General features: G+C 63.1%; 27 protein-coding genes. 16 read left to right on the forward strand and 11 right to left on the reverse strand.

The features are described 5' to 3' along the window. Positions 1–2 precede the first annotated feature (2 nt). The gene (gene ubiB / locus M2360_RS02010; RefSeq protein ID WP_280772693.1) at positions 3–1,586 is read left to right on the forward strand and encodes a 2-polyprenylphenol 6-hydroxylase; all 1,584 of its coding nucleotides are present in this window, start codon (positions 3–5) and stop codon (positions 1,584–1,586) included. Here the strand turns inward: ubiB and M2360_RS02015 are convergent. Both M2360_RS02015 and pcaQ read right to left on the reverse strand, forming a co-directional pair. Beyond that, positions 1,556–2,146 (reverse strand): isochorismatase family cysteine hydrolase, encoded by a 591-nt coding sequence (locus tag M2360_RS02015; protein ID WP_280772694.1) that lies wholly within the window; start codon positions 2,144–2,146, stop codon positions 1,556–1,558. The genes ubiB and M2360_RS02015 overlap by 31 nt on opposite strands. An 81-nt stretch (positions 2,147–2,227) precedes the next feature. Then, positions 2,228–3,151 carry a pca operon transcription factor PcaQ gene (gene pcaQ / locus M2360_RS02020; RefSeq protein WP_280772695.1) on the reverse strand — a complete coding sequence of 308 codons (924 nt, stop codon included), beginning with the start codon at positions 3,149–3,151 and terminating at the stop codon, positions 2,228–2,230. A 91-nt stretch (positions 3,152–3,242) separates the two neighbouring features. On the opposite strand from pcaQ, the gene pcaD reads away from it, so the two are divergent. The 4 genes from pcaD to pcaG are packed head-to-tail and all read left to right on the forward strand — an operon-like array spanning position 3,243 to position 5,815. Then, positions 3,243–4,031, forward strand: coding sequence for a 3-oxoadipate enol-lactonase (gene pcaD, locus M2360_RS02025; RefSeq protein WP_280772696.1), 789 nt, complete (start codon positions 3,243–3,245; stop codon positions 4,029–4,031). A 5-nt stretch (positions 4,032–4,036) separates the two neighbouring features. After that, positions 4,037–4,450, forward strand: coding sequence for a 4-carboxymuconolactone decarboxylase (gene pcaC / locus M2360_RS02030; protein ID WP_280772697.1), 414 nt, complete (start codon positions 4,037–4,039; stop codon positions 4,448–4,450). Beyond that, positions 4,447–5,190 carry a protocatechuate 3,4-dioxygenase subunit beta gene (pcaH, locus tag M2360_RS02035; RefSeq protein ID WP_280772698.1) on the forward strand — a complete coding sequence of 248 codons (744 nt, stop codon included), beginning with the start codon at positions 4,447–4,449 and terminating at the stop codon, positions 5,188–5,190. The genes pcaC and pcaH overlap by 4 nt, the downstream gene beginning before the upstream one ends. Position 5,191: 1 nt before the next feature. Beyond that, the gene (gene pcaG, locus M2360_RS02040) at positions 5,192–5,815 is read left to right on the forward strand and encodes a protocatechuate 3,4-dioxygenase subunit alpha (protein ID WP_280772699.1); all 624 of its coding nucleotides are present in this window, start codon (positions 5,192–5,194) and stop codon (positions 5,813–5,815) included. Positions 5,816–5,852: 37 nt separating this feature from the next. Here the strand turns inward: pcaG and M2360_RS02045 are convergent, their stop codons facing one another. Beyond that, positions 5,853–6,617, reverse strand: a complete 765-nt coding sequence (locus tag M2360_RS02045) for an IclR family transcriptional regulator C-terminal domain-containing protein (protein WP_280773067.1) — start codon at positions 6,615–6,617, stop codon at positions 5,853–5,855. A 140-nt stretch (positions 6,618–6,757) separates the two neighbouring features. Between M2360_RS02045 and M2360_RS02050 the strand changes: the two genes are divergently transcribed. The 8 genes from M2360_RS02050 to nadS all read left to right on the forward strand — a co-directional run bounded on the left by M2360_RS02050 (position 6,758) and on the right by nadS (position 14,219). Next, positions 6,758–7,465, forward strand: a complete 708-nt coding sequence (locus M2360_RS02050; RefSeq protein WP_280772700.1) for a 3-oxoacid CoA-transferase subunit A — start codon at positions 6,758–6,760, stop codon at positions 7,463–7,465. Then, positions 7,462–8,151 carry a 3-oxoacid CoA-transferase subunit B gene (locus M2360_RS02055; RefSeq protein WP_280772701.1) on the forward strand — a complete coding sequence of 230 codons (690 nt, stop codon included), beginning with the start codon at positions 7,462–7,464 and terminating at the stop codon, positions 8,149–8,151. Before M2360_RS02050 ends, M2360_RS02055 begins: the two co-directional genes overlap by 4 nt. Positions 8,152–8,161: 10 nt before the next feature. Then, complete coding sequence (gene pcaF, locus M2360_RS02060; protein WP_280772702.1) at positions 8,162–9,364, forward strand: 3-oxoadipyl-CoA thiolase; 1,203 nt, start codon at positions 8,162–8,164, stop codon at positions 9,362–9,364. Positions 9,365–9,422: 58 nt separating this feature from the next. Continuing rightward, a complete protein-coding gene (locus tag M2360_RS02065; RefSeq protein ID WP_280772703.1) occupies positions 9,423–10,484 on the forward strand; it encodes a 3-carboxy-cis,cis-muconate cycloisomerase in 1,062 nt (353 codons plus the stop codon). Positions 10,485–10,550: 66 nt separating this feature from the next. Continuing rightward, entirely contained in the window at positions 10,551–11,252 is a 702-nt protein-coding gene (locus tag M2360_RS02070) for a type 1 glutamine amidotransferase (protein WP_280772704.1), read from the forward strand. A gap of 59 nt (positions 11,253–11,311) precedes the next feature. Further along, positions 11,312–12,448 carry a DNA replication/repair protein RecF gene (gene recF, locus M2360_RS02075; protein WP_280772705.1) on the forward strand — a complete coding sequence of 379 codons (1,137 nt, stop codon included), beginning with the start codon at positions 11,312–11,314 and terminating at the stop codon, positions 12,446–12,448. A 387-nt stretch (positions 12,449–12,835) separates the two neighbouring features. Further along, positions 12,836–13,693, forward strand: a complete 858-nt coding sequence (locus tag M2360_RS02080) for a hypothetical protein (protein WP_280772706.1) — start codon at positions 12,836–12,838, stop codon at positions 13,691–13,693. A 241-nt stretch (positions 13,694–13,934) separates the two neighbouring features. Then, positions 13,935–14,219 carry a NadS family protein gene (nadS, locus tag M2360_RS02085; protein WP_280772707.1) on the forward strand — a complete coding sequence of 95 codons (285 nt, stop codon included), beginning with the start codon at positions 13,935–13,937 and terminating at the stop codon, positions 14,217–14,219. A gap of 142 nt (positions 14,220–14,361) precedes the next feature. On the opposite strand, the gene M2360_RS02090 is transcribed toward nadS, so the two are convergent. From M2360_RS02090 to pxpB, 4 genes are read right to left on the reverse strand one after another with little or no spacing between them, the layout of a single operon-like run. Then, on the reverse strand, positions 14,362–15,396 hold the full coding sequence (locus tag M2360_RS02090; RefSeq protein WP_280772708.1) for a proline racemase family protein: 1,035 nt from the start codon (positions 15,394–15,396) through the stop codon (positions 14,362–14,364). A 28-nt stretch (positions 15,397–15,424) separates the two neighbouring features. Then, positions 15,425–16,669 (reverse strand): FAD-dependent oxidoreductase, encoded by a 1,245-nt coding sequence (locus M2360_RS02095; RefSeq protein ID WP_280772709.1) that lies wholly within the window; start codon positions 16,667–16,669, stop codon positions 15,425–15,427. Between the two features lie 9 nt (positions 16,670–16,678). Further along, complete coding sequence (locus tag M2360_RS02100; protein ID WP_280772710.1) at positions 16,679–17,635, reverse strand: biotin-dependent carboxyltransferase family protein; 957 nt, start codon at positions 17,633–17,635, stop codon at positions 16,679–16,681. Then, a complete protein-coding gene (gene pxpB / locus M2360_RS02105) occupies positions 17,632–18,291 on the reverse strand; it encodes a 5-oxoprolinase subunit PxpB (RefSeq protein WP_280772711.1) in 660 nt (219 codons plus the stop codon). Before pxpB ends, M2360_RS02100 begins: the two co-directional genes overlap by 4 nt. Before the next feature lie 144 nt (positions 18,292–18,435). Between pxpB and M2360_RS02110 the strand changes: the two genes are divergently transcribed. Genes M2360_RS02110 through M2360_RS02120 form a run of 3 tightly spaced genes read left to right on the forward strand, consistent with a single transcriptional unit; the run spans position 18,436 to position 19,964 of the window. Continuing rightward, positions 18,436–19,194 (forward strand): 5-oxoprolinase subunit PxpA, encoded by a 759-nt coding sequence (locus tag M2360_RS02110; RefSeq protein WP_280772712.1) that lies wholly within the window; start codon positions 18,436–18,438, stop codon positions 19,192–19,194. 6 nt (positions 19,195–19,200) lie between these two features. Continuing rightward, entirely contained in the window at positions 19,201–19,632 is a 432-nt protein-coding gene (locus tag M2360_RS02115) for a biotin/lipoyl-containing protein (RefSeq protein WP_280772713.1), read from the forward strand. After that, on the forward strand, positions 19,629–19,964 hold the full coding sequence (locus tag M2360_RS02120) for a hypothetical protein (RefSeq protein ID WP_280772714.1): 336 nt from the start codon (positions 19,629–19,631) through the stop codon (positions 19,962–19,964). The genes M2360_RS02115 and M2360_RS02120 overlap by 4 nt, the downstream gene beginning before the upstream one ends. A 3-nt stretch (positions 19,965–19,967) precedes the next feature. Here the strand turns inward: M2360_RS02120 and M2360_RS02125 are convergent, their stop codons facing one another. Genes M2360_RS02125 through miaB form a run of 4 tightly spaced genes read right to left on the reverse strand, consistent with a single transcriptional unit; the run spans position 19,968 to position 24,078 of the window. Then, positions 19,968–21,089, reverse strand: a complete 1,122-nt coding sequence (locus M2360_RS02125) for a hemolysin family protein (protein WP_280772715.1) — start codon at positions 21,087–21,089, stop codon at positions 19,968–19,970. Positions 21,090–21,100: 11 nt separating this feature from the next. Continuing rightward, complete coding sequence (ybeY, locus tag M2360_RS02130) at positions 21,101–21,610, reverse strand: rRNA maturation RNase YbeY (protein WP_280772716.1); 510 nt, start codon at positions 21,608–21,610, stop codon at positions 21,101–21,103. After that, on the reverse strand, positions 21,610–22,638 hold the full coding sequence (locus M2360_RS02135) for a PhoH family protein (RefSeq protein WP_280773068.1): 1,029 nt from the start codon (positions 22,636–22,638) through the stop codon (positions 21,610–21,612). Before M2360_RS02135 ends, ybeY begins: the two co-directional genes overlap by 1 nt. A gap of 54 nt (positions 22,639–22,692) precedes the next feature. Beyond that, on the reverse strand, positions 22,693–24,078 hold the full coding sequence (gene miaB / locus M2360_RS02140; protein WP_280772717.1) for a tRNA (N6-isopentenyl adenosine(37)-C2)-methylthiotransferase MiaB: 1,386 nt from the start codon (positions 24,076–24,078) through the stop codon (positions 22,693–22,695). Positions 24,079–24,080 lie beyond the last annotated feature (2 nt).

Here is a 24,080-nt window from a genome sequence, read left to right on the forward strand (position 1 = left end):
TCATGAGCACTGCCGGAGCTTATCTGCGCCTGATCAATCTCGGTTGGGTGCTGACGCGCGAGGGCGTGATCTCCGCCCTGCCCGCCGATCACCTGCCAGCCATTCTGCGCTTCGGCCATTCGCTGGCCGGACTGCTCGCCAAGAAGCGGGCGAAGACGTCGGCGCAATCGGACAATCTTGCCCGCGCCGTCGACCGGCTGGGCCCGTCCTATGTGAAGATCGGTCAATTCCTCGCCACGCGCCCCGACGTGGTGGGCAAGGATTTCGCCGCCGATCTGGCGCTTTTGCAGGACCGGATGTCGACCTTTCCGATGGAGGCCGCCAGGCGACAGATCGAGGATTCGCTCGGCCGCAGCATCGAGGATCTGTTTGAGGAATTCCTGCCGCCGGTCGCCGCCGCCTCGATGGCGCAGGTGCATCCGGCCATTGTGATCGACAAGGACGGAGGGCGCCGCAAGGTGGCCGTCAAAGTCATCCGACCGGGCGTGCGCGAGCGCTTCGCCCGCGACCTCGAAACCAATTTCGTGGTGGCGCATCTGCAGGAGCGATTCTATCCGCCCGCTCGCCGCCTGCGACCAGTGGAAGTCGCCAAGACGCTCGAGCAGACCACCAAGATCGAGATGGATCTCCGGCTTGAGGCGGCCGCGCTCTCCGAACTCGACGAGAATACGGTCAATGACCCCGGCTTCCGGGTCCCCAAGGTCGATTGGGAACGCACCGGCCGCGACGTCGTGACCATGGAATGGATCGACGGCGTCAAGATGTCCGATATCGCCGGGCTGAAGGCGGCAGGCCATGATCTGTCGACGCTGGCCCAGACTTTGATGCAGAGCTTTCTGCGCCATACGCTGCGCGACGGCTTTTTCCATGCCGACATGCACCAGGGCAATCTGTTCGTCGATCCCGAGGGAGTCGTCGTCGCCGTCGACATGGGCATTGTCGGACGGCTCGGAAAGAAGGAACGTCGCTTCCTCGCCGAAATCCTGTTCGGCTTCATCACCCGCGATTACCAGCGCGTGGCGGATGTGCATTTCGAAGCCGGCTATGTGCCTGCCCATCACAATCACGCCTCCTTCGCGCAAGCCATCCGCGCCATTGGCGAGCCGATCCACGGCCAACCGGCCGACACGATTTCCATGGCGAAACTGCTGACGCTGCTGTTCGAAGTGACCGAACTGTTCGACATGGAGACGCGCTCCGAACTGATCATGCTGCAGAAGACCATGGTCGTGGTCGAAGGCGTGGCCCGTTCTCTCGATCCGCATTTCAATATGTGGAAGGCGTCCGAACCGGTGGTCGGATCCTGGATCCGCGACAATCTCGGTCCCAAGCGCATTGTCGGCGACTTGAAGGACGGTTTGAAGGCGGCGATGCGCATCGCCGAAGCCGTGCCGGAGATCGCCGCCCGCGTCGAGAAGCTCGCCGTCAACATCACCGACATGACTGAGCATGGACTGAAATTCGACGCCGAGACCGCCGAAAAGATCGGCAGGTCCGAAGCGCGACACTCCCGCTCCGGCCGCGTCGCGCTCTGGGTGATCGCCGGCGCTCTTCTTTACATTGCCTGGCGTATTTCAGAGTTCTGACTGGTCATCCAGGCCGGCAGCGCGGCGATCGCGCTATCGGCGCTCATGACGGCGGCGATCTTGTCGGTCATATAGCGCAGCGACACCGAGGCGTGCTGATCGTCATAAGACGCCACAGCGTCCTCGACGATGACCACATCGAGATCGCGCTGATAGGCGTCGATCGCGGCCATGCGGATACAGGCATGGGTGTTGACGCCAGTCAGCACCAACCTGGTGACGCCGCGTTCGGCGAGGATTTCGTCGAGATTGGTGCGGAAGAAGGTGCTATAGCGTTTTTTGACAATCTCGATATCGCCAGCGTCGCGCTCAAGCGCCGGATGAAGGGCTACGCCGGGCGTTCCCTCGATCGAAACCGAAACCTGCTTGCGCCGCATTTCCAGGAACGCGTCGCTGAGATCGGCCTTGAACTCGCCGCCGACCATGATCACTGCCAGACCGCGCGCGCGAAAAGCGCCAGCAAGCCGGTTCTGCCGCTCGACCAACTGCTCCACGCGCGTGGACGGCAGCGCCTCAAGCGCATCAATCTGCATGTCTATGATCATCAGGGCTACGGTCATGGCGTCGTCTCCAAATCGCGCCCGATCCATGACGCTCGCGGGCGACAGGCCAATGACAGAAATCAGACGTTTTCGCGGCGCTCAGAAGCGATCCACAGCCGATCGCACATGGTCGCGGATCGTGGTGATCATGATCGACAGCGCGAGGCTCGGGTCACGGTCGGCGCGCTTGGTCAGGCCGACGGCGCCCCGCGTCTCGGACGTGTCGATATCGAGCCGCGCAAGACGCCCCGCCGCGATATCGGGCGAGGCGACGCCGCGCGAGATGATCCAGACAGCGTCGAAACGATCGAGAAAAGCGCGGGCGAAACTGTCCGACACGGTCTCGACCGATTGCGGCAGGTCGGCGATGCCATTGGTCAGGAGGAAGCGGTCGACCAGCGGCCGGATGACGGCGCCCGAAGGGGGGATCAACACCGTGTAATGTACGAGTTCGGTGAGCGAGAAGTGGGGACGCGCCGTCAGAGGATGGTCGGCGCGAACCACGAAGCAGACCTCCTCCGTATACAGCGGTTCGAAATGCAGGCCGGTCATGCGCTCGGGCGCTGCGAGACGCCCGACGACGAGATCGAGATCGCCGAGCCTGAGCGCATCGAGAAGCACGCGATTTTCGCCTGAAACAATGGTCACGGAACTGCCGGTGTCGGCCTCCAGAAAGGCATGGACTGCGTCCGGCAGGAACGTGGCGGAGGCGGTCGGCAGCGCGCCGATGCGGACCGGCGGCCCGATCGACTTGCGGGCGAGCGAGATCGAATCGACGCCCCGCTGAACGGCGGCGACGCTTTCGCCGGCATGGCGGAGAAAGACCTCGCCGAACCGGCTGATGCGAATGCCGCGGCCGTCCTTTTCAAACAGGTCGACGCCGAGCGCGTCTTCCAATTCGCGGATGGTGCGGGTGACGGCCGGCTGGGTGATCGCCAGCACACCGGCGGCGCGGCCAACGCTTTTCTGTCGCGCGACCTCTATAAAGGTCTGCAGATGGCGAAATTTGATTCGGCTGTCCAATTCATAGCTCCCTGCTTATGAATAGCGCCGTAAATATCATTTTTCTTGTCAAAAACCATTCGATATCTTTTGTCCCAGTGAGGAGCGCATCATGGCATTCGCCAAAATCAACGGTCAGGTTCTGCATTACGAATTCCTGACGGAATCCAAGGACGATCCCGTCGTCGTGCTGATCAATTCGCTGGGCACGGATTTCCGCATCTGGCTGCCGTTCATCGACGAAATCGCCGAGGAATGGTCCTTTCTGCTCTATGACAAGCGCGGCCATGGCCTGTCGGAGACCGGCTCCACGCCCTATTCGATCAGCGATCACGCCATGGATCTGATCGGCCTTCTCGACCACCTGAAGGTCAAGAAGGTTACGCTGGTCGGTCTTTCGGTCGGCGGCCTGATCGCCCAGGAGGTCTGGCGGCAGCGCCCAGGCCTTATCGAAAAGATCGTGCTTTGCGACACCGCCCATAAGATCGGCACGGCCGACGGCTGGAACCAGCGGATCGCGGGCGTCACCGAAAAGGGCATTGCCTCGCTCGCCGATGGCGTGATGAAGCTTTGGTTCACGCCGGATTTTCACGCCAAGCGCGCCGATGATCTCGCCGGCTACAAGACCATGCTCACGCGGCAGTCGGTCGAAGGATACGCCGCGACCTGCGCAGCGATTCGCGACGCCGACTTCACCAGTGTGGCTCCGACCATCACCGTTCCGGTGCTGACAATCGTCGGCGACCAGGACGGCTCGACGCCGCCGGATCTGGTGCGCTCGACGGCCGCTCTCATTCCCGACGCCCAGTTCGAGATCATCGAGGGCTGCGGCCATATTCCCTGCGTCGAACAGCCGGCGGCGCTCGCCGAACTGATCGTCGATTTCATCAACGAGGACTGACAACAGTGACGGACGCTTCCCAGACGGAACGGTATCGGCAAGGCATGGCGACGCGGCGCTCGGTGCTCGGCGACGCGCATGTGGACAGGGCCGAGGCGGCCAAGACCGCTTTCGACGAACCCTTTCAAGCGCTGATCACCGAAGCCGCCTGGGGGCATGTCTGGTCGCGGCCGGAATGGACCAAGCGCGAGCGCTCGATGGTGACAATCGCGCTTCTGGCCGCGCTCGGTCAGGACGAGGAAGTGGCGATGCATGTGCGCGCCACCGCCAATACCGGCGCGACGCCCGAAGATCTGCGCGAGGCCATGCTGCATGTGGCCATTTATGCCGGCGTGCCGGCCGCCAATCACGCCATCAAAATCATAAAAAAAGTGCTGGATGAGATGAACGCCACTCAATCTCATGGAGGAAAAGCATGAGCAGCAATCAGAGGCCCGAAACAGGCGCCTTCTACGCCCGCGACCGCGCCTGGCATCCGCCGGCGCTGACGCCGCTTTACAAGACATCGGTGGCGCGCTCGCCGCAGCGCGCGCTGCTGTCGCTCGACGGCACCAAGAGCGAAATCACCGGCCCCGTCTTCGGCCACAACATGCTCAACGAGCTGGATAACGACCTGATCGTCAATTTCGCCAAGCCAGGCGAAATGGCGATCGGCCAACGCATTCTCGTGCATGGCCGGGTGCTCGACGAGCGCGGCAAGGGCGTGGCCGGCGCGCTGGTGGAATTCTGGCAGGCCAATGCCGGAGGGCGCTACCGCCACAAGAAGGAAACCTATCTCGCCCCTCTCGATCCCAATTTCGGCGGCTTCGGCCGGACGATCACCGACGAGGACGGTTACTACTGGTTCAAGACCATCCAGCCCGGCCCTTACCCCTGGATGAACTGGGTCAATGACTGGCGGCCCGCCCATATCCATTTCTCGGTGTTCGGCCATGGCTTTGCCCAGCGGCTGATCACGCAGATGTATTTCGAGGGCGATCCGCTGATCTGGAAATGTCCGATCGTCAAGACGATCCCGGATGAGGAAGCCATCAAGCAACTGATCGCGCCGCTCGACATGAATTCGACCATTCCGATGGACATGCGCGCCTATAAATTCGACATCGTGCTGCGCGGCCGCCGCTCGACATTTTTCGAGAACCGCAAGGAGGGCAACTGACATGGTGCAGAGGCTCGATTATCTCAAAGAAACCGCCTCCCAGACCGCAGGCCCCTATGTGCATATCGGCTGCACGCCGAATTTCACCGGCATTCACGGGGTCTATGACAGCGATCTCGGCTCCGGTCCGCTTTACAACGACAAGACACGCGGCGAGCGCATCACCATCAAGGGCCGGGTGATCGACGGAACCGGCACGCCGTTGCGCGATGCGCTGGTGGAGATCTGGCAGGCCGACGCCGACGGCTTCTACAACAGTCCGTCCGAGACGCGCGGCAAGGCCGACCCGAACTTCTTCGGCTGGGGCCGCTGCCCTGCTGACATGGACAGTGGCGAATTCTCCTTCCAGACGATCAAGCCGGGCCGCGTTCCCTTCCGCGACAAGGATCCGCGCCTGATGGCGCCGCATGTGACCTTGTGGATCGTGGCGCGCGGCATCAATATCGGGCTTAATACGCGGATGTATTTCTCCGACGAACCCGAGGCCAATGCGGAAGACCCGATCCTCAAGACGATCGAGCATCGCGTGCGCGTGCCGACCCTGATCGGCCAGCGGGATGGCGATGTCGTGACGTTCGACATCCATCTTCAGGGCGAGAAGGAAACGATCTTCTTCGATATTTAGGCGGCTTACTATCGGAAGCGCGCGCGAGCGCGCTTCTTCACGTCAACACGCGGGCGAGTTCAGCCTGCACAGCGAGAAGCGACGGCAAATAGCGGTCCTCAAGCGCCTTCGCTGTCTCCGCGCCTGCCGCCAGTCCGACATTGACGGCCGCAACGACATGTCCTCGGGTATTGCGCAGGGGGACCGCGATCGAGCGCAGACCGATCTCGACTTCCTGGTCATTGAGCGCGAAGCCGTCGCGGCGGACGCCACCCAAGAGCGTCATCAGCGCCTCAATGTCCGTCACCGTTCTCTCGGTCCGCTGCGTGCGGGTAGACGCGTCCAGAATACGCCTGGCCTCGACCGGATCCAGCGCCGCGAGCAGAATACGGCCCATGGAGGTGCAATAGGCGGGTAGGCGCGAGCCCGGCATCAGCGCGATCGACATGACCCGCCGTTGCGCGGCGCGCGCCACATAGACGATTTCAGTCTCGTCCAGAATACAGACGGAACTGCTTTCGCCGATTTCCTGGCTGAGCCGGTCGAGCACCGGCTGGACGATGCGGGGAAGCGGCATGGCGGCGAGGCTGCCGACGCCCAGACGCAACACCCTTGGCGTCAGCGTGAAGAATTTTCCGTCATAATCGGCATATCCGCCTTCGGCCAAAGTTAGCAGGCAGCGGCGCGTGGTGGCGCGATCCAACCCTGCAAGCGTGGCCGCTTCGGTGATCGACAAGCGGGGACGCTCGGCGCTGAAGGCTTCGATGACCTTCAGCCCCTTCATCAAGCCGCCCATGATGTCGCGCGGTTCCGCCATAGCGATGCCCCTCTTCATTGTCTATTTGTGCGATAATCGTACAAATATCTTATATCGCACAATTTGATGGACGTCGATCCGGGACGGGATTATTTCTTCTCTGCAAGCCGACCGGTTATCCCGTGCGGTCGGGATGGAGGTTCCGAATGGACAAGACAGTTTCCAGCGCGGCTGACGCCGTCGCCGCGATCGGCGATGGCGCGACCGTGATGATCGGCGGTTTCGGCGGCTCCGGCGCGCCGATCGAACTCATTCACGCGCTGATCGACCAGCGGCCCATGGGGCTGACGGTGATCAACAACAATGCCGGCAATGGCCGCATCGGCATCGCCGCGATGATCGACGCCGGCATGGTCAAAAAGATGATCTGCTCGTTTCCGCGCTCGTCGGATCCGCGCGCCTTCACCGACCGCTATCTGGCCGGCCAGATCGAACTGGAGCTCGTGCCGCAGGGCACGCTTGCCGAGCGCATCCGCGCCGGCGGCGCCGGCATTCCGGCCTTCTACACGCCGACCGCCTATGGCACCGAGCTTGCCAATGGCAAGGTGATCGCCGAATTCGACGGTCGCTCTTACGTGCAGGAGCGCTGGCTGAAGGCGGATTTCGCCATCGTCAAGGGCCATATCGGCGACCGCCACGGCAACCTGACCTACAACAAGGCCGGACGGAATTTTAATCCGCTGATGTGCATGGCGGCCAAGACCACGATCGTGCAGGTCTCGAAGATCGTCGAGGCCGGCGAGATCGATCCCGAACAGGTCGTGACCCCCGGCATCTTCGTCAATCAGGTCGTCGAAATCCCCAACCCGCAACAGGAAGAAGAGCTCATCCGAGCCGGAGTGGCCTATATATGAGCATCGACACACGCGAAGACATCAAGCTCTCCAACGCCCAGATCGCCTGGCGCGCCGCACAGGATATCGAGGACGGCGCCTATGTCAATCTCGGCATCGGCTTTCCGGAAATGGTCGCCAAGTTCCAGCCGCCGGGCAGGCAGGCGATCTTCCACACCGAAAACGGCATTCTGAATTTCGGCGAGGCGCCCAAGCCTGGCGAGGAAGACTGGGACCTGATCAACGCCGGCAAGAAGGCCGTGACGCTGAAGCCGGGCGCCGCCTTCTTCCACCATGCCGACAGTTTCGCCATGGTGCGCGGCGGCCATCTCGATGTGGCCATCCTCGGCGCCTATCAGGTGGCCGAGAACGGCGATCTGGCCAATTGGCGCGTCGGCTCCAAGGGCGTGCCCGCCGTGGGCGGCGCGATGGATCTGGTGCACGGCGCCAAGCAGGTTTTCGTCATCACCGAACATGTGACCAAGACCGGCGAACCGAAGCTGGTGGAGCGCTGCGCCTTCCCGCTGACCGGCGTCGGCTGCATCACCCGCGTCTATACCAGCCATGCGGTTGTTGACATCCGGAACGGCCATTTCGTGGTCCGCGAAAAGCTCGCGGGCATGACCATGGACGAATTGCAGGCCATGACCGGCGCCCCCCTCCATGTCGAGGGCGAGGTCGCCGATCTCATCGTGCCGGAACTCTGAGGAACCTCTTATGTCAGACGCTTACATCTGCGCCTATATCCGCACGCCCATCGGTCGCTTCGGCGGCTCGCTGTCTTCCGTCCGCGCCGACGATCTCGGCGCCGTGCCGCTCAAGGCGCTGATGGCGGCGCATTCCTCGGTGGATTTCGCCGCCGTGGACGAGGTGATCTTCGGCTGCGCCAACCAGGCGGGCGAAGACAACCGCAACGTTGCCCGCATGTCCTCGCTGCTGTCAGGCCTGCCCGTCTCCGTGCCCGGCACGACGATGAACCGGCTCTGCGGCTCCGGCATGGATGCGGTGATCACCGCTGCCCGCGCCATCAAGGCCGGCGAAGCCGAGTTGATCATCGCCGGCGGCGTGGAAAGCATGAGCCGCGCGCCCTTCGTGATGCCGAAAGCCGAGAGCGCCTTTTCGCGCGCGGCCGAAATCCACGACACGACCATCGGCTGGCGCTTCGTCAATCCGCTGATGAAGAAGCAGTATGGCGTCGATTCCATGCCGGAGACGGCGGAGAACGTCGCCGACGACTATCAAGTCAGCCGCGAAGACCAGGACGCTTTCGCCGTGCGCTCGCAGGCCAAGGCGTCGGCCGCGCAGGCCAATGGTCGTCTCGCCCGCGAAATCACGCCGGTGACCATCCCGCAGAAGAAGGGCGACGCCATCGTCGTGGACAAGGACGAGCATCCCCGCGCCACGTCGATTGAGGCGCTCGGCAAGCTCCGGCCGATCGTGCGCGCCGACGGCACGATCACCGCCGGCAACGCCTCTGGCGTCAATGACGGCGCCGCCGCCCTGATCATCGCCTCGGAAGCGGCGGCGAAAAAGCATGGCCTGACGCCGATCGCCCGTATTCTCGGCGGGGCGACCGCCGGCGTGCCGCCGCGCATCATGGGCATCGGGCCTGCGCCCGCGACCCAGAAGCTTCTCGACCGGCTGGGCCTGACCCAGGACCAGCTCGACGTGATCGAGCTCAACGAAGCCTTCGCCAGCCAGGGACTCGCCACGCTGCGCCAGCTGGGCGTCGCCGACGATGACGAGCGCGTCAACCGCAATGGCGGCGCCATCGCGCTCGGCCATCCGCTCGGCATGTCCGGCGCGCGCATTGCCGGCACGGCGGCGCTGGAACTCACGCTGACCGGCGGCCGCTATGCAGTGGCCACGATGTGCATCGGCGTCGGCCAGGGCATCGCCATCGCGCTCGAACGCGTCTAAACTCCAGAGGCGGGCGTCACAGCTCGCCTTTCGCCTTTGCCAGTATCGGACTGTTCTCATGAGCCAGATCGCCCTCGCTTTTCTCGACGCCCTCCTGACGGATCAGGAGATGGCGCAGCTGATGGGCACGAAGGCCGATCTCGCCGCCATGCTGCGCTTTGAGGTCGAACTCGCGGCAGCCCAGGCTGAACTCGGCATGATCCCTGCCGATCACGCAGAGGCGATCCGTGCAAAGACCGCGACGTTTTCCCCCGATGTCGCTTCGCTCACCCGCGCCGTTCTGAAAGACGGCGTCGTGCCGCCCGATCTTATCCGGCAAATGCGCGCCCATATCGGCGGCGAGGCGGCCAAGAGCCTGCATGTCGGCGCCACCAGCCAGGATGTGATCGACACGGCGCTGGCGCTGAAGCTGAAGCCCGCGCTCGAGCTGCTGGAGAGCCGGCTGGGCGCCGTCTCAGCGGCGCTGTCCGCTCTCGTCGCCAGCCAGGGCGATCATGCGCTGATGGGCCGGACGCGGATGCAGGCGGCGATCCCGATCACCGCGCGCGACCGCATCGAGGCCTGGCGGGCGCCGCTCGCCCGGGCGCTCCACGATGTCGCTGATGTCAGCGCCAGAAACCTGATCCTGACGCTCGCGGGCGCGGCGGGGACATCGGATAAATATGCCGACAAGGCCGAGGCGCTGCGGGCCTTGCTGGCGGCGAGACTTGGGCTTTCTGCGCCCGATTACACGCCGCATGCCCAGCGCGACCGTATAGTCGCGCTCGGAAGCTGGCTGTCGCAGGTTACCGGCGCGCTCGGCAAGATGGGCCAGGACGCAGCCCTGATGGCGCAGAACGAGATGGCCGAGATCGTGATGTCAGGCGGCGGCGCTTCCTCCGCCATGGCGCATAAGCAGAACCCGGTGCTGGCCGAGACGCTTGTTGCGCTCGCCCGCTTCAACGCCGTGCAGATATCGGGCCTGCATCAATCGCTGGTGCATGAACAGGAGCGGTCCGGCGCCGCCTGGACGCTCGAATGGATGATCCTGCCGCCGATGTTGAACGCGACCGCAACGGCGCTCGCCCATGCCGGCACACTGGTCGCCTCGATCCGATCAGTCGGCAAACCCAATCCTTGAGCCGGATTGTGGCTGGCATTCCCGAGCGAATCCGCTAGCGTCTGCGAAACTCAGTTGGAAATCCGCATGCGCGTCCTGATCGTCGAGAATATTCATTCCACCCCCTGGGGCAATGTGGGCATCGCGCTCGAAGAGGCGCAAGCGGACATCGAGCTCTGCCGCGCCTGGCAGGGCGATCCGCTGCCCGAGCCGGATGGCTATGACGCGGTCGTGGTGCTGGGCGGCGAACAGAGCGCTCTCGACGACGAAAAGCACCCTTATCTGCCGCATCTCGCAGCGCTGATGCGGCGCTTCGGCGAGGCGGACAAGCCGGTGCTCGGCATCTGCCTCGGCAGCCAGTTGCTGGCGCGCGGCCATGGCGCAACCAATCTTCTCAACCAAGCTAAGGAAATCGGCTGGCGCGAAGTGCGGCGCACAGAAGCGGCCGCCGATGATCCCGTCCTGTCGGTCGCGGATGAGGCCTTCCCGATCTTTCAATGGCATTCCGACACCTTCACCCTGCCCGAAGGCGCAGTGCGGCTGGCGACCAATGAGACGGCGACCAATCAGTGCTTCCGGGTGGGACGGGCGAGCTACGGCATGCAGTTTCATTTCGAAGCCAACCGCGATGTGGTCGCGACCTGGGTGAAGACCTTTCCCGAAGCCGTGGCGCGCATGGACCCGGACTGGCTGCAGAGCTATCCAGAACGCGCCGAGATCGAAGGCCGGACGGCCGATGCCATGGGGCTGGCGCTCGCCCGCGCCTGGGTGCGGCTGATCGGCGCCTGATCGCTTCCCATGCATTGTTGCGGCTTTCTGCCAGCTGCGAATTGCTCTAAAGGCAGGGCATGCCTCAGAAAGTGTTCATCCGGCGTCTCGCGCTGACCGCCTATCGCAACTACCGCTCCGCCGCTCTCACATTTGATGCGCGGCATGTGGTGCTGACCGGCGAAAACGGCTCAGGCAAAACCAATCTTCTCGAAGCGGTGTCGCTGCTCTCGCCCGGACGCGGATTGCGCCGGGCTGTTTATTCAGACGTGGCGCTGAAGGGCGAAGAGGCGGGCTTTTCGGTGTTCGCCGAAGTCGAGGGCATGGAGGGCGATGTCGAGATCGGCACCGGCGTGCAGCCGGATGCGGCCGCACGGCGGGTGCGCATCAACGGCACCGACGCCAAAAGCGGCGACGAATTGCTCGATCATCTGCGCGTGCTCTGGCTGACGCCAGCGATGGACGGGCTGTTCACCGGCCCGGCCTCCGAGCGCCGGCGCTTTCTCGACCGGCTGGTTCTGTCGCTCGATCCGGCGCATGGCCGCCGCGCCGCCGATTTCGAGCGCAGCATGAAGATGCGCAACAGACTGCTCGAAGACGGACGCTATGACGCCGACTGGATGAGTTCCATCGAGCGGCAGATGGCCGGCCTCGGCGTCGCCATCGCGCTCGCCCGCACGGAAGTGGTGGCGCTGATCGCAAGGCTTGCGGAACGGGCCGAGGAGGCGAGCCGCTTTCCGCAATCGCTCTTGACGCTCGAAGGCTTTCTCGATGGCGGGCTGGACCGGCCGGCGATCGATCTCGAAGACCATTACGCCAATCTCCTCGAACAGGGCCGCAGGCGCGACCAGGCGGCGGGGCGGACGCTGGATGGACCGCACCGCACCGATCTCATGGTGCTGCACAAGGAGAAATCGATCGAGGCCGCGCTCTGCTCGACCGGCGAACAGAAGGCGCTGCTGGCGGGGCTGGTCCTCTCCCATGCCGAACTGACCGCGACGATGACCGGACACGCGCCCATCCTGCTGCTCGATGAAGTCGGGGCGCATTTCGACCGCCATCGCCGCGCCGCGCTGTTCGACCTCATGGATAGAATTGGCGCCCAGGCCTTCATGACCGGCACTGACGCGCATCTCTTCGAAGCGCTCGGCGACAGGGCCCAATACTTCCATGTGAACCAGGCAAGACTGGAGCCGCAGGCCCGTCCCATAGTGTGACGGCGCGCTCAGTATGTCTTTACATTAACAAGAATTAACATTTCTTTGCCTGGCCGATCCATTGAAATGCCACAAAGTCGGGGCCATCTCTTGGTCATAGCAGCCACGCCCCTAAGGCTGCGAAAACCCGGCAAAAGGCAAGTCCCCCGCCCGGCCGGGCACGCGGACCAAGACGCCCCTAACTCTTGTCCGCATCACAGAGACCGTCATGGCGCCGCCCTCCGGCCATGACGGTCTTTCTGTTTGTGGGGGGAGCGTCAGCGGGTTGAAGCGAACTCTTTTACGCCAAAGTCAAAAGTTCCCGGCTTGATTATTCGTACATTTAGAGTTGTATGATAGTTTTTCTTTCGTTGCTGTAAAAGCTGCCCGACACGTTGGAGATAGATTTTGGATCGAGTTACTGCCCATATTGCCGAACCCATATCTGGTGAAAGTCTGTATCAAGAAAGAGCCCGACGAGCCCTGCCGATGCTCGTACGTCAGGCTGAATCAGGAAACAGTATCTTCTATTCCGATCTAGCAGACGAACTTGGCATGTCGAATCCGCGGAACCTAAATTTTGTCCTGGGAAGCATTGGCCGGACATTAGAAAATTTAAGCAAACGTTGGAAGCAAAAAATCCCTCCGATCCAGTGCCTAGTACTCAACAAAAACACACATCTTCCAGGTGAAGGCATCGGGTGGTTTTTGATTAAGAAGGAAGACTTCAGCTCTTTGTCGACAGTTAGAAAACGAGCAATCGTCGATGCAGAATTGGCGCATATCTATGGGTATCCGCGTTGGCGGGAAGTACTACAAATTTTGGATCTACCTCCGGTCAACCAATCCTTTGCAAAAGTCAATGAGGCCGCTGCTGGTCGCGGAGGAGGAGAAAGCGAAAGTCATCGAAAGATGAAGGAATTCGTCGCAGTACATCCAGAGGTCGTTGGCCTCCCAGCTTCGACAGCCGGCGGCAAGTGCGAGCACCCCCTGCCCTCAGGGGATAAGCTCGACGTGTCTTTCGTCACGAAAGCGGGCTGGATCGCAGTGGAAGTCAAAACAGAAATTTCCAACGAAGCAGATATCGTTCGCGGCCTCTACCAATGTGTAAAGTACGTAGCAGTTATGCAGGCAGTTGAGGCATCAGAAAATCGTGAGATTAGTGCGCAGGCTTTCTCGGCTATCGCAGGAAAATTGCCAAAAAACCTACTTCCTTTAAAGAACATGCTTGGTGTCGCAGTGATTGAGGACGTGTCTTACCAATAGAAATACTTTGTTAACGAGTCTGGAACCGGCGGGGCGCGCAAGCTGCGTCATGCCCGTAAAGGTCAAGGAAAAGCGGTAGATTCCGGACTGTTCATTACTTCGAGGGCGGAGATATTCCGGTTTTCGCCTAGGCGATCTACGTGAAGAACGAAAAGGGCAACCTCTCGAAAGCGGAACGGAACGAACTGGCCCGCATCCTCCCCAAGCTGGTGGATGCCTATAGACAGAGAAAGAATACGGTGTGACTTTCGGAAAAGAGCTTATCCAGAGCGCACATGAAGCACTGGCGATCGCAAAGGGCCGCGCAGAACCCGCCGCTGTTTTCGTTCCTGAAACGATCGACGTGGCGGCCATTCGCAAGCGCCAGAGGCTTTCGCAGGCGGAGTTTGCGAAGCGCTATGGCCTATCCGCCGGCACGATCAAGGATTGGGAGCAGAAGCGCCGCCAACCGGATCGCGCCGCAATAGTGCTGCTGAAAGTGATCGAGCAAGCCCCCGAGACTGTGGCGCAGGCAATCCGCGCCTGATCATTTTTACCCCTCGTTCGAAGGGAAGGGGCAAACAACCGGAGGAGTCGCGAAACCTAGGATTTCGCGACTTTTTCGTTGCAGGTCAATGACAGCAAGGGGCCAGAGGCAACCATCTCGCTGACCAAGCCCACGTAGACCCTCACCGTATCTCCCCCGCCTGCGGCCCCCATACATCCGTGACCGCAAATCCCTCCGCAGTGGGGTCGAAGGGATCGAGCGCCACCTGGGTCATGCCGAAGGTCCAGGCGCGGCCGGAGATGGTGGGGATGATGGCGGGGCGGCCGGCGATGGTGGTGACGTCTTTCAGGCCAACGCGGAATTCCGTGCCGATGGTGGAGCGCGAGATGAAGGTGTCGCCGATCTTGGCCTTGCCGCGCGCATGGAGCGTTGCGAGATTGGCGGAACTGCCGGTGCCGCAGGGCGAACGGTCGACGCGGCCGGGCCACATGGTGGTGCAGGTGCGCACCGCGCCATCGGGCTCCTCGCCCCGGAACATCACATAGGCGACGCCGCGGATTTCGGGGATTTCCGGATGTACGACCGGGATCGTGCGGTTGATGAGATCCTTGAGCGCCATGCCGGCGGCGACGAGCTCGCGGGCGTTCGCCTTGTCGATGGTCAGGCCCACGGCGCTCGCGTCCGCTATGGCGTAGAACACGCCGCCATAGCAGAGATCGACCTTCACCTTGCCCCAGGTCCCCGTGTCGACCTCGACATCGAGATCGAGCACGAAAGAGGGCGTCATGGTCAGCTCCACCCGTTCGCAACGGCCGTCGCGGCAGGTGGCGGTGGCCTTGACGAGGCCGGCGGCGGTGTCGAGTATGACCACCGTTTCCGGCTCCTTCATCTCGATGATGCCGGTCTCCAACAGCGCCGTGGTGACGCAGATCGAATTGGAGCCGGACATGGCGTGCGCCTGATCGGCCTGCAGGATGATGAAGCCGGCGTCGGCGCCCTCGCGCTTGGGCGGCAACAGCAGATTGACCGAGCCCAGCGGCCCCTGTCGGGGTTCGAGGCAGAGGAAACGGCGCAGGCTGTCATCCACCGTGTTGATGTAGTTGAGCTGCTCGGCGATGGTTTTGCCGGGGATGTTCGGCACGCCGCCGGTGGCCAAGCGGCCGATTTCGCCTTCGCAGTGAACATCCACCAGTTGGATCGTACGTTTCCAGCGCATGGGTCTTCCTCTTGTTCGGGGCCGCGTGTCAGTAGCGGTTGATGCGATAAGGCGTCAGATCGATCGGCGGCGTCTGGCCTGTCATCAGATCGGCCATGGCGAGCGCGGTTGTGGCGCAATAGGTCAGGCCGAAATGGCCATGGCCGGTCGAATAGTAAAGGCCGCGCGTGGTCGAAGACGCCGAGAGGACCGGGATCGTATCCGGCAGCGCCGGGCGGTGCCCCATCCATTCGGTGGCCTCCTCCACCTTGAGACCCGGCAGCGCATAGCGCGCATGCTCGACCAGGAAACGGGCGCGACGCCAGTTGGGCGCGCGCTCCAGCCCCGCCATTTCCACCGAGCCGCCGACGCGGACGCCGCCCGCCGTGGGGGTGATCATGAAGGCCCGCTCCGGCCAGATCAGTGACCATTTGAGATCGACGCTAGGGGCCATGATCTGGGTGTGGTAGCCGCGTTCGGTCTCCAGCGGAATGGGTTCGCCCGCCGCTTTGGCGAGATCGCGGCTGTGCACGCCCATGGCGATCAGCACCCGGTCGGTCTCGATGCGCTTGCCGTCAGTGAGAATGACGGCGGTGACGCCGCGCTCGTCGCGCTCCAGTCTCGTGACCTCGCCCTTGAGGAAAGCGCCGCCACGGGCGCGCATGGCCTCGACCAGACGCAGCACAAGGCCGTGGGGGCTGGTGACGAAATGATTGTCCGGCAGCAGCACCGCCTTCGGCAGAGCCGGGTTCAGGAGCGGCTCGACCTCGCGCAGGCGCGGGCCGGAAAGCACCTCGTATTTGAGGCCGAAATGATCCATCAGCGCGAGATTGGCGCGGCCGGCCGCGAATTCGGCTTCGGTGCCGAACAGCTGCAGGCAGGCAGTGTCGCTGAGCATATCCATAGACCCGACGCGGCCGAGCAGTGTCTTGAGATCGGCAAGCGAGCGAAGGGCCAGATTGGCGCCGGCCTCCTCGATCTCCTTGATCCGGTCTGGACGGCCGGCGGCGAGAAAGCGCAGGAACCAGGGCAGCATCTTGAAGGCATAGACAGGATTGACCGCCACCGGCGCGACGGGATCGGCGAGCCAACCGGGGATCTTTTTCCAGACCGCCGGCCGCGACACGGCCTCGAAGCCATTGACGGCGATGCTGGCCATATTGCCGAAAGAGGCCCCGAGGCCCGGCTCCTGGCGATCGATGAGCAGGACAGGCTCGCCGCGCAGCGCCAGTTCCGCCGCGGTCGATGCGCCGACAATGCCGGCGCCCAGAATGATGATCGGCTTTTTGGACATGCTTCCCTCTCAGGTCTTCAGCGCGAGCGGCGCGAGATGGGCGATTTTGGTTTCAAACATCCGGGCGGCGCGCTCGGCGGCCAGCGCTTCCGCGCGGTCTATGAGACGAAAGCGCAGCCGGTCGCCAGCGCGGGCCTGGGCGAGCTTCCACTGATCAGCGCCAATGACATGGGCGATCTTCGGATAGCCGCCGCAGGTATTGGCCTCGGCGAGCTGGATCACCGCCTGTCCCGACGGAGGCACCTGCACCGTGCCCGGCATGATGCCGTGGGAGTGCAGTTCGAGCTTGCGCGTGAGGATCAGCGGATCGCCTTCCAGCCGCATGCCCTGACGATTGTTTTGCCGGCTGACGATAAAGTCGGAGCCGAGCAGGACAGACCGAGCCTCGTCGGTAAAATCAGCATATTCGGCGCCAGCCATGATGCGCAACAGCGCGGGATCGTCGCGGCCGAGCAGCACTGGATCGAGGCCATGGCCAGCGGGTTGTTTCGCGCGGATGCGGCTGGGGCCGAGAGCGAGGCGATCACCGCGCTTCAGCGCCCTGCCCTCCAGCCCGCCGAAGCCGCTTTTCAAATCCGTGGCGCGGGAGCCGAGAACGAGGGGCAGGTCGATGCCGCCCGAGAAAGCCAGCATCACGCGCGCGCCGGCGCTGGGAGCGTCTATGCGAAGCTCGTCGCCCGCCTGCGCCTGCCGCGCCCACCAGGCCGGAAAGGTGCGATTGCCGAGTTGGGCGAAAGCGACAGCGCCTGTCATCGCCACGAGACAGGGCGCGTGAAAGCGCAGGCGGAACGGGAAGACGGCGATTTCCAGCCCTGCCGCGCCAGCCTCATTGCCAACAAGCAGATTGGCCGCCGTCAGCGCCTGCCGGTCCATCGCGCCGCCGCGGCCGACGCCCTGATCGAGATAAAGCGGACGGCCGAGATCCTGGACGCTGTTCATCAGGCCCGAGGTGAGGATTTCGATCATCGCCGCGCCTCCGGCACGAAACGCAGGCGATCGCCGGGGGCAAAGAGCGCTGGCCTGTCGCGGGTCGCGTCGAACAGGCCGAGATCGGTGCGGCCGAGAATATGCCAGCCGGACGGCGCCGTCACCGGCATGATGCCCGCCTGCGCGCCGCCGACAATGACGGAGCCGACCGGCACGCCGTCGCGCGGATTGGAGAGGCGCGGGGCGGCCAGTTGCGGATCGAGCCCGGAGAGATAGACGAAGCCCGGCATGGCGCCGACGGCGGCCACCGAATAGAGCGGCGCCGCATGGCGTGCGATCACCTCGTCTGCGGTCATGCCCTTGGCGCGGGCGAAATCTTCGAGATCGGGTCCGTCCTCGCCGCCATAGCGAACCGGCACATCGCGAACCACGCCCCGCCTTGCGGCGCCCACGATGCTCCAGCCCGCGAGGATATCCGCCTGCAATTGATCAGCGTCCGTCAGAAAGGGGTCGAAGACGAGGAGCAGGTTGTTCATGCCCGGAACCGTCTCGATCATTCCGGGGAAAGCGCGCAGGCTTTCGGCCAACGCCCAGATCTTTTCCTGCACGGCGTCGGAAAACGCCCCCATCGCGCCGTCGATCAACAGCGCGTCGGGTCCTTCGAAGGACAGGCGGGGTGGGTTTACCTCTATCATGGATGTTCCTGTGTCTCCCGATCTGATATATCAGTCGAGCGAGCTTGCCTACTGGGGCGGAGAAGATTCTTTGTCGCGGGCGCGATGACGACCGCCCCTGCGCATGCTTTAAGGAAGCAACGGTGACGCAGGCAGGAGACGGCGATGAAGGTGGACCTCAATTCCGACATGGGCGAAGGCTTCGGCGCCTGGAAGATGGGCGACGACGCGGCGATGCTCGACATCGTCAGCTCCGCCAATGTCGCTTGCGGCTTGCATGCCGGCGATCCGGAAGTGATGGCGAACACGTTTCGTCTGGCGCGGGAAAAAGGCATCGCGGTGGGGGCGCATCCCGGCTATCCCGATCTCTGGGGTTTCGGACGACGCAACATCCCCTTCACCATGGGCGAGACGGAGCGGCTGATCGCCTATCAGATCGGCGCCGCCCAAGCGATGGCGGCCTATTCCGGTCATGCGATCCGCTATGTGAAGCTGCATGGGGCGCTCGGCAATCTCGGCCAGCAGAACCGCGATATCGCGCTTGCCGCCTGCCGGGCGATCAGGGCCGTCGATCCCACACTCATCTGCCTGACGATCGCGCTTGGGGAGATGGAGAAGGCGGCGGACGAGATGGGCCTCGACTATCGCTCCGAGATCTTCGCCGACCGCGCCTATACCGATGACGGTTTTCTCGTCGACCGCCGCTTGCCCGGCGCGGTGCTGCATGACCCCGACGAGATCGCGCGCCGCATCCTTTCGATGCTGGAGGCGGGAGCGATCGAGACGGTGACCGGCAAGCGGCTGAAGACCGCGATCCATTCGATCTGCGTGCATTCCGACACGCCCTCGGCCGTAGAGATCGCCCGCGCCCTTCGGCAGTCGCTCGAAGCCGCTGATGTCACCATCCAGTCTTTCGTGGAGTAAGCACAGATGGATTTCGACCTGATCGACCGGCTGATGCGGATGCTTGAAGCCTCCGATCTCAACGAGCTCGACGTGACCGAAGGCGGCATGCGCATAAGGCTGGTGAAACAGGCGTCGGAGGCCGAGCCTGCGGCAGCGCCAAAGCCTTCGGCCGTCCCTCAAGCGCCCGCGTCGACGGCGGATGCGCAGAGCGCGACGCGACAGATCAAGGCCGGCATGGCCGGGACCTTCTACCGCTCGCCCGCGCCCGGGGCGAAGCCTTTCGTGGAGCTGGGCGACCGCGTGCGCGACGGCGACCAGATCGCCATCATCGAGGCGATGAAACTGCTCAATCCGGTTGAAGCGGAGTGCGATGGGGTGATCACGCAAATCCTGCCCGCCGATGGCGACGGGGTCGAGCCGGGAATGCTGCTGTTCACGATCGAGGTCGATGCATGACCGACCACAAGGCGGAGCGCCGGTTGATGCGGATGATGGCGGCGCGCGGCATCGGCGCCATGACCTATCAGGACGATGGGATCGATCTGATGATTGCGCTGCCCAAGGATCTCCTGGGTGAAATCAGGGCGCCGCAGGCCGGGCGTTTCACGTTGTCGACGCCAGGTGGCGAGGAACCCGCTTTTCCGCGTCAGGTCCGGGCAGATGAGATCGTCGCTTGTCTGCGCGTGGGGCCGCTGCTCTTGCCCGTTTCAGCCCCATCAGACGGAACCTGCCCTCCCCCGCTTGCGGAGGAAGGCGATCTGGTCGGCTATGGAGAGACCCTGTTCTGAGGATCAGCTTGCAGGCTGCCCTTCGGCGTCTGCCGCACCGGCATGATCCGCCGCGTCTTTTGCCGGACGGCGGCGCACGGCGGCACGGGTGATGCGCACCTTCTTGATCCGGCGGGGATCGGCGTCGAGCACGTGGAATTCGAAGCCCGGCACCGCCTGGACGACTTCGCCACGGGCCGGAATGCGGCCGAGTTCGGCGAAGATCAGGCCGCCCAGCGTATCGACTTCGTTGACCTGGCCGGACACGTCGAAATCTGAGCCGATTGCCTGGGCGATCTCCTCGAGTTCGATGCGGGCGTCGGCGATGAACACGTCATCCGACTGGCGGATGAACAGGATTTCTTCGTCGTCATGCTCGTCTTCGATATCGCCGACCAGCATTTCGACGATGTCTTCCAGCGAGACCAAGCCGTCGGTGCCGCCATATTCGTCGATGACCAGCGCCATCTGAATGCGTTCAGCCTGCATCTTGGCCATCAGTTCGGAGGCCAGCATGGACGGCGGCACGAAGAGAACAGGGCGCAGGATGCCGGCTTCCTCGATTGACACATCCGTGTTGATGCGGCCGAGATCGAAGGGTTTGGAGCTTTTCGAGGCGCGTGGCGCGGGCGCGCCTTCGGCTGCGGGCTGGGCGGCGGATTTCGGCGCGGCGCGGCGGCGCTTGGCTTCCTTGATCATGTAGCCCATGAGATCGCGGATATGGACCATGCCCCTGGGATCATCCAAGGTTTCGGCAAAGACCGGCATGCGCGAACGGCCGGACTCGTGAAACATCAGCATGAGATCGCCGACGGAGCGGTTCTGGTCGACCGCCTCGATTTCAGCGCGCGGCACCATCACGTCCTCCACCCGCACTTCGCGGAAGCGCAGGGTGTTCTTGAGCATGGCCCGTTCGATGGGGGAAAATCCGATGCTGGCGCTCTCTTCGGTGGCCAGCACATCCGCGAGATCTTCGCGGAGACTATGCGCATTCTGCGGACGCAGAATTCTAGCAACCTTTGCCCAGAAAGATTGTCTGGGCGCGGTGGTACTCTCGCCTTTTTGCGCGCTCGAACTGTCCTCGGCGGATTTCACCGCCGAAGCGCCTGTGTCGGCCTCACTGGACCGTGTAGAATATTCGTTCATTGCCTCAACTGTCAGTTCCGGTCGTCATCCCTGTAGGGATTTTCAAGGCCAAGCTCCGCGAGTATGCGGATCTCCAGACCTTCCATGACCGCCGCTTCCTCTTCCGTCATATGGTCGTAACCAAACAGGTGCAGGAAGCCATGCACCAAGAGATGGGTCAGATGATCCTCGAATGCAACGCCAAGGTCAAGGGCTTCACGCCGCAAAGTTTCCTCGGCAAGGATGATGTCCCCCAGCATCGGCCCGGGCTTGCCGCCCGGTGCGAGCGGAAAAGCGGGAAAAGACAGCACATTGGTCGGCTTGTCCTGTTCGCGCCATTCGGCGTTGATCTCGCGGATCGCGGCGTCATTGGTAAAGACCAGCGAAACTTCCACAGGCTGCTTTGGAAAGGGCTGGCGCTCTTTCTCAGCCAGATGCGTCGCCGCATGCTCAAGCACGCGACGCACGAAAGCCTCCAGCACATCTTCGCTCTGCCAGTCGCCCTCTTCGAGCGACAGCTGGATATCGAGACGGTCGGACATCAGCCGTCGCGACCACTGTCAACCGCGCCTTCGGCGTCATAGGCGCGGACGATGCGGGCGACCAGCGGATGACGCACGACATCGACGTCCTTGAAGCGAACGACGGAAATACCCTCGACCGAATGCAGGATCTGCAGCGCTTCGACGAGGCCCGACTTGACGCCGCGCGGCAGGTCGACCTGGCTCGGATCGCCTGTCACGATCATGCGGGCATTGTCGCCGAGACGCGTCAGGAACATTTTCATCTGCATGGAGGTGGTGTTCTGCGCCTCGTCGAGAATGACGGCGGCGTTGGCGAGCGTGCGACCGCGCATGAAGGCGAGCGGCGCGATTTCGATCACGCCGGCGGTGATCGCCCGCTCCACCTTGTCGCCCGGCATCATGTCATAAAGCGCATCATACAGCGGCCGGAGATAGGGATCGACCTTTTCCTTCATGTCGCCGGGCAGGAAGCCCAGGCGCTCGCCGGCCTCGACGGCGGGGCGCGACAGGATGATGCGATCGACGGCGCCGCGCTCCAGCAACTGGGCGGCATGGGCCACCGCCAGATAAGTCTTGCCGGTGCCGGCGGGGCCGACGCCGAAGACGAGCTCAGAACGCTCCAGCGCCCGCATATAGGCGTCCTGGGTGGGAGTTCGCGCGACAATGGTCTTCTTGCGGGTCGAGATCTGGCCCATAGTCAGCTTCGCCTTTTTCTCGAGCGCGGGAAACACCAACTGATCATCAGCGGCCTGGGCCATGCGAAGGGCGCCCTCGACGTCATTGACCTCGATCTGACCGCCGTTCTGCAACCGGCCATAGAGATAATCCAGCGCGCGCCGGGCGATATTGGTCGCCTGCACATCTCCGGTGATCGACACCGTATTGCCGCGCGTCCGCGCGTCGATATGGAGGCGATCCTCGATGAGTTTGAGGTTCTGGTCGAACTGGCCGAAAAGCTCGCTTGCGAGGCGGTTGTTCTCGAAGGTCAGGACGAAGTGATTGGCGTCTGCCGGGTGTCGCTTGGGCTGGCGCTCGTGGGAAGACATCGCTTCGGGTCTCGTCAAACCGCCTTGCTCCTTTTCATCGCCGGCGCCGGTCTGTCATGCGGGATCCGCGTGGAGACTGTTGGTCCCGGCCTTGGTGATTCGCACAGAGATAATGTCACCGATTTTCGCGGGGTTTGCATCAACAATCACTGGCAGCAGCCAGGGCGAGCGGCCGACCATCTGGCCCGGCTCGCGGCCCGGCTTCTCCATCAGCACATCCATGGTCTGGCCGACCAGAGACTGCTGGAAGGCTGTCTGCTGCGCCATCAGGAGCTTCTGCAAACGCTCAAGACGCTCGGCTTTCACCTCTTCCGGCACATGATCGGGCAAATCGGCGCCCGGCGTGCCGGGGCGGGCAGAGTATTTGAAGGAAAAAGCCGAGGCGTATCCGACGCGCTCGACAAGCCGGATAGTGTCCTCAAAATCCTCGTCAGTTTCCCCAGGAAAACCTGTGATGAAATCGCCCGACAGCGCCAGATCGGGGCGGACATCGCGGATCTGGTCAATCAGCCTGATGTAATCCTCCGCCTTGTGACGCCGGTTCATCGCCTTCAGGATCCTGTCGGAGCCGGATTGCACGGGAAGATGCAGATAAGGCATCAGCTTGGGAAGGTCGCGATGCGCCTCGATCAGCCGCATATCCATGTCGCGGGGATGGGAGGTGGTGTAGCGCAGCCGCGCAATGCCGTCGATCTCGGCAAGATGATAGAGCAGATCGCCCAGGCCCCAGGGCTTGCCGTCAGGACCCTCGCCATGCCAGGCGTTGACATTCTGGCCGAGCAGCGTGATTTCGCGCACACCGGCATCCACGAGACGGCGCGCTTCGACGATCAGTTGCGACAGCGGACGCGACACTTCCGAGCCGCGCGTATAAGGCACCACGCAGAAGGTGCAGAACTTGTCGCAGCCTTCCTGCACGGTCAGGAAGGCCGAAACGCCGCGAGCGAGCGTCTTTTCCCGGTTGATCTCGGGCAGATGCTCGAACTTGTCTTCGACGGCGTATTCGGTCTCAATCACGCGCTGGCCGCTCTCGACACGGGCCAGAACATCGGGCAGGCGATGATAGGTCGTGGGGCCGATGACGAGATCGACGACCGGCGCGCGGCGGATGATTTCGGCGCCCTCGGCCTGGGCGACGCAGCCCGCGACACCGACCTTCAGGTCAGCTGCCCCGGCTTTTGCCCGTTTACGCTTCATCTTCTGCAGGCGACCGAGTTCGGAATAGACCTTTTCGGAGGCCTTTTCGCGAATATGGCAGGTGTTGAGGAGGACGAGGTCGGCGTCCTCGACCGTATCGGTCGGCTCATAGCCCTGCTCCGACAGCGCGTCGGTCATGCGCTGGGAGTCGTAGACATTCATCTGACAGCCATAGGTCTTCACAAACACCTTGCGGGTGTTGGCGAGCGGCTTCTTTTCAGGGCTTTCAACGATCTGGTCCATGC

Origin of the sequence: Rhizobium sp. SG_E_25_P2, assembly GCF_029892285.1 — a bacterium.
In the GTDB taxonomy this organism is placed as follows: Bacteria; Pseudomonadota; Alphaproteobacteria; order Rhizobiales; family Rhizobiaceae; genus Rhizobium_E.

What these genes read in the sequence shown, in the direction of transcription:
- M2360_RS02015 (WP_280772694.1), bottom strand. Translation starts at nt 2,146, where the DNA reads ATGACCGTAGCCCTGATGATCATAGACATGCAGATTGATGCGCTTGAG.
- pcaH (WP_280772698.1), top strand. Translation starts at nt 4,447, where the DNA reads ATGAGCAGCAATCAGAGGCCCGAAACAGGCGCCTTCTACGCCCGCGAC.
- pcaD (WP_280772696.1), top strand. Translation starts at nt 3,243, where the DNA reads ATGGCATTCGCCAAAATCAACGGTCAGGTTCTGCATTACGAATTCCTG.
- ubiB (WP_280772693.1), top strand. Translation starts at nt 3, where the DNA reads ATGAGCACTGCCGGAGCTTATCTGCGCCTGATCAATCTCGGTTGGGTG.
- M2360_RS02125 (WP_280772715.1), bottom strand. Translation starts at nt 21,089, where the DNA reads ATGAACGAATATTCTACACGGTCCAGTGAGGCCGACACAGGCGCTTCG.
- M2360_RS02115 (WP_280772713.1), top strand. Translation starts at nt 19,201, where the DNA reads ATGGATTTCGACCTGATCGACCGGCTGATGCGGATGCTTGAAGCCTCC.
- M2360_RS02100 (WP_280772710.1), bottom strand. Translation starts at nt 17,635, where the DNA reads ATGATCGAAATCCTCACCTCGGGCCTGATGAACAGCGTCCAGGATCTC.
- M2360_RS02065 (WP_280772703.1), top strand. Translation starts at nt 9,423, where the DNA reads ATGAGCCAGATCGCCCTCGCTTTTCTCGACGCCCTCCTGACGGATCAG.
- M2360_RS02120 (WP_280772714.1), top strand. Translation starts at nt 19,629, where the DNA reads ATGACCGACCACAAGGCGGAGCGCCGGTTGATGCGGATGATGGCGGCG.
- M2360_RS02110 (WP_280772712.1), top strand. Translation starts at nt 18,436, where the DNA reads ATGAAGGTGGACCTCAATTCCGACATGGGCGAAGGCTTCGGCGCCTGG.
- pcaF (WP_280772702.1), top strand. Translation starts at nt 8,162, where the DNA reads ATGTCAGACGCTTACATCTGCGCCTATATCCGCACGCCCATCGGTCGC.
- M2360_RS02070 (WP_280772704.1), top strand. Translation starts at nt 10,551, where the DNA reads ATGCGCGTCCTGATCGTCGAGAATATTCATTCCACCCCCTGGGGCAAT.
- M2360_RS02055 (WP_280772701.1), top strand. Translation starts at nt 7,462, where the DNA reads ATGAGCATCGACACACGCGAAGACATCAAGCTCTCCAACGCCCAGATC.
- M2360_RS02095 (WP_280772709.1), bottom strand. Translation starts at nt 16,669, where the DNA reads ATGTCCAAAAAGCCGATCATCATTCTGGGCGCCGGCATTGTCGGCGCA.
- M2360_RS02135 (WP_280773068.1), bottom strand. Translation starts at nt 22,638, where the DNA reads ATGTCTTCCCACGAGCGCCAGCCCAAGCGACACCCGGCAGACGCCAAT.
- M2360_RS02050 (WP_280772700.1), top strand. Translation starts at nt 6,758, where the DNA reads ATGGACAAGACAGTTTCCAGCGCGGCTGACGCCGTCGCCGCGATCGGC.
- recF (WP_280772705.1), top strand. Translation starts at nt 11,312, where the DNA reads ATGCCTCAGAAAGTGTTCATCCGGCGTCTCGCGCTGACCGCCTATCGC.
- ybeY (WP_280772716.1), bottom strand. Translation starts at nt 21,610, where the DNA reads ATGTCCGACCGTCTCGATATCCAGCTGTCGCTCGAAGAGGGCGACTGG.
- M2360_RS02090 (WP_280772708.1), bottom strand. Translation starts at nt 15,396, where the DNA reads ATGCGCTGGAAACGTACGATCCAACTGGTGGATGTTCACTGCGAAGGC.
- miaB (WP_280772717.1), bottom strand. Translation starts at nt 24,078, where the DNA reads ATGGACCAGATCGTTGAAAGCCCTGAAAAGAAGCCGCTCGCCAACACC.
- pxpB (WP_280772711.1), bottom strand. Translation starts at nt 18,291, where the DNA reads ATGATAGAGGTAAACCCACCCCGCCTGTCCTTCGAAGGACCCGACGCG.
- pcaG (WP_280772699.1), top strand. Translation starts at nt 5,192, where the DNA reads ATGGTGCAGAGGCTCGATTATCTCAAAGAAACCGCCTCCCAGACCGCA.